The following is a 2784-nucleotide window of genomic DNA, read 5'->3' on the forward strand; positions in this document are numbered from 1 at the left end:
CCATCGCCGAGGGCGTGGTGGCGCTGCTGGACGGCCGCCTCGCGCCGGCCGATGCCGTGCGGGCGCTGATGGAGCGCGAGCCGGGCGCGGAGATCGGCGCCGGCGGCGCTCAGGCCGGCGCGTAGGCCAGGCGCACGTAGATCGGGGCGAAGGCCTCGGCCTGCGTGATCTCGACCAGGGTCTCCTTGGCCAGCTCCAGCAGGGCGATGAAGGTGACCACCATCACCGGCACCCCGCGCGAGGCGTCGAACAGCTCCTCGAACTCCACGAAGCGGCGGCCCTGCAGGGTGCGCAGCACGATGCTCATGTGCTCGCGCACCGACAGCTCCTCGCGTGAGATCTTGTGGTGCTGCACGAGCTTGGCGCGCTTGAGGATGTCGGCCCAGGCGCCGCGCAGGTCGTCCAGGCTCACCTCCGGGAAGCGCGGCTTGAGCGACTGCTCGATGTAGACCTGGGCGCGCCAGAAGTCGCGGCCGTACTGGGGCAGGGCGCCCAGCGCGGCGGCCTGCATCTTGGCCTGCTCGTATTCCAGCAGGCGGCGCACCAGCTCGGCGCGCGGGTCTTCCGCCTCCTCGCCGTCGGCCGTCTTCTTAGGCGGCAGCAGCATGCGCGACTTGATCTCGATCAGCATCGCCGCCATCAGCAGGTACTCGGCCGCCAGCTCCAGGTTGCGGGTGCGGATCTCCTCCACGTAGGCCAGGTACTGGCGCGTCACGCCGGCCATCGGGATGTCGAGGATGTTGAAGTTCTGCTTGCGGATCAGGTAGAGCAGCAGGTCCAGCGGCCCCTCGAAGGCCTCGAGGAAGACCTCCAGCGCGTCGGGCGGGATGTACAGGTCCTGCGGCAGCGCGAACAGCGGCTCGCCGTACAGGCGCGCCAGCGCCACCTGGTCGACCACCTCGGGCATGGCGGCGACGACGGTGTCGGCGTCCTCCTCGCCGTGGCCGCCGCCGCGTGCGGCGGGCGCTTCAGGACCGGTCATGAATGAAGGCTCAGGACGCCTGGGTCTGGTAGACGTAGGGCTGCTGGGGCACCTCGGCCGCCTGGAACTCGGCCTGCACCTCGCGGTCGATGGCCTTGTCCCACAGCAGGGCCCGGCCGGCGCGCTGCTCGGCCTCGAGCGTCGGCTTGGCCTTGCGCATCTGCTCGATGAACTGGGTCGTGTCGGAGGTGTAGTGGGGGCGTGCGAAGATGGGCATGGCGGGTCTGTTCCAGGCCCGGATTTTACCGACGGGGAGATGGCATGAAGGGACGACGCATGGGATGGCTGGCGGCCGGCGCCGGGCTGGCGGGCCTGCTGGCGCTGCTGGCCGGCTGCGATCCGCAGCGCATCGACCGGCTGGAGGAGGGCGTGTCCACCGAGGCCGACGTGCGCGCCCAGTTCGGCGAGCCCGAGGCCGTATGGGACGTGCCCGGCGGCCGCGTGCTCGAATACAACCGCCAGCCGGCCGGGCAGAAGAACTACATGATCACCATCGGCGCGGACGGGAAGATGAGCGCCCTGCGCCAGGTGCTCACGCCCGAGAACTTCGCCAGGGTGCAGCCCGGCATGCCGATGGAGGACCTGCGCAGGCTGCTGGGCAAGCCGGCCAAGGTCACACGTTATGCGCTCAAGCAGGAGACGGAGTGGGAGTGGCGCTGGCTGCAGCCGCCCGACACGGCCATGGTCTTCACGGCGGTGTTGAACGACCAGCAGTACGTGCTGCGCAGCGGCTCTTCGCCCGATCGCAGCGTCGAAGCCCCTTAGCCCCCGGCCAGTTCGTCCAGCAGGCCGGCGCGCTCGAGCGCTTCGCGCGGCTGGCCCTGCAGCGACTCGATGCGCAGGCTGCCCTCCTTGGCGCGCACGGTGCGCAGCAACTGGCGCAGCGCGTCCACGCCGGTGGCGTCCAGCGAGATCAGGTGGGTGGCGTCCAGCACCACCGTCATGCCGCGCGGCGCGCGCTCCACCGCCTGCGCCGCCTCGTCCAGCTTGGCGGCGGCGCCGAAGAACAGGGCGCCGTACAGCCGGTAGGTCAGCACCGGCGGCTGCAGCGACACCAGCTCCACCGAGAAGAGCTGGCTCATGCGCCGGATGAACAGCGCGCAGGCCAGCACGATGCCCGCCTGTACCGCCACCGTCAGGTCGAACACCACCGTCAGGAAGAAGGTGCCCAGCATCAGCGTGCGGTAGTGGCTGCTGAAGTGCCGCAGGTGCGTGGGGCTGAACTCGCGCCACTCGCCCATGTTCAGGCCCACGTGCAGCAGGATGCCGCCCAGCACCGCCAGCGGCACGTGCTGCGCCAGCGGCGCGGCCGCCAGCACCACCACCAGCAGCGTCACCGCATGCACCATGCCTGCCACCGGAGACGTGGCGCCGGCGCGGATGTTGGTCACCGTGCGCGCGATGGTGCCGGTGGCCGGCATGCCGCCGAAGAAGGGCACCACGAAGTTGGCCACGCCCTGGGCCATCAGCTCCTGGTTGGGATCGTGGCGGGCCTGCCCGCTCTGCTGGTCGGCCACGCGGGCGCACAGCAGCGACTCGATGGCGCCCAGCAGCGCGATGGTGAGCGTCGGCGTCACCAGCTGCTTGACGCTCTCCCACGAGAAGTCCGGCAGCGCGAAGGCGGGCACGCCGCGCGGGATGCCGCCGAAGCGCGTGCCGATGGTTTCCACCGGCAGCGAGAAGCCCCAGGACACCAGCGTGAGCGACACCAGCGCCACGATCGGCCCCGGCAGGCGCATGCCCAGGCGGAAGGCGCGCGTCGCGCGGGCCAGCCCGGCCACGCGGTGCAGCGCCATGCCGAT

At 71.1% G+C, this 2784-nt stretch carries 4 protein-coding genes and 1 pseudogene; 2 read left to right on the top strand and 3 right to left on the bottom strand.

The window, feature by feature from the left end:
• Positions 1-125: pseudogene (locus tag ACIY1X_RS25805) on the top strand (glycerol-3-phosphate dehydrogenase); the annotation flags it as partial.
• On the opposite strand, the gene ACIY1X_RS25810 reads toward ACIY1X_RS25805, so the two are convergent.
• Both ACIY1X_RS25810 and ACIY1X_RS25815 read right to left on the bottom strand, forming a co-directional pair.
• Positions 110-907 (bottom strand): segregation and condensation protein A, encoded by a 798-nt coding sequence (locus tag ACIY1X_RS25810; protein WP_399686383.1) that lies wholly within the window; start codon positions 905-907, stop codon positions 110-112. The pseudogene ACIY1X_RS25805 and the gene ACIY1X_RS25810 overlap by 16 nt on opposite strands.
• A gap of 85 nt (positions 908-992) precedes the next feature.
• Positions 993-1199 carry a DUF3460 family protein gene (locus ACIY1X_RS25815; RefSeq protein WP_038210876.1) on the bottom strand — a complete coding sequence of 69 codons (207 nt, stop codon included), beginning with the start codon at positions 1197-1199 and terminating at the stop codon, positions 993-995.
• 44 nt (positions 1200-1243) lie between these two features.
• Here ACIY1X_RS25815 and ACIY1X_RS25820 point away from each other — a divergent pair, with 44 nt between their 5' ends.
• Complete coding sequence (locus tag ACIY1X_RS25820) at positions 1244-1747, top strand: outer membrane protein assembly factor BamE (protein ID WP_399686378.1); 504 nt, start codon at positions 1244-1246, stop codon at positions 1745-1747.
• Here the strand turns inward: ACIY1X_RS25820 and ACIY1X_RS25825 are convergent.
• A partial coding sequence (locus ACIY1X_RS25825) for a SulP family inorganic anion transporter (protein ID WP_399686381.1) occupies positions 1744-2784 on the bottom strand: 1041 nt, incomplete at its 5' end. The genes ACIY1X_RS25820 and ACIY1X_RS25825 overlap by 4 nt on opposite strands.

Origin of the sequence: Xenophilus sp., assembly GCF_044462705.1 — a bacterium.
In the GTDB taxonomy this organism is placed as follows: domain Bacteria; phylum Pseudomonadota; class Gammaproteobacteria; order Burkholderiales; family Burkholderiaceae_C; genus Xenophilus; species Xenophilus azovorans.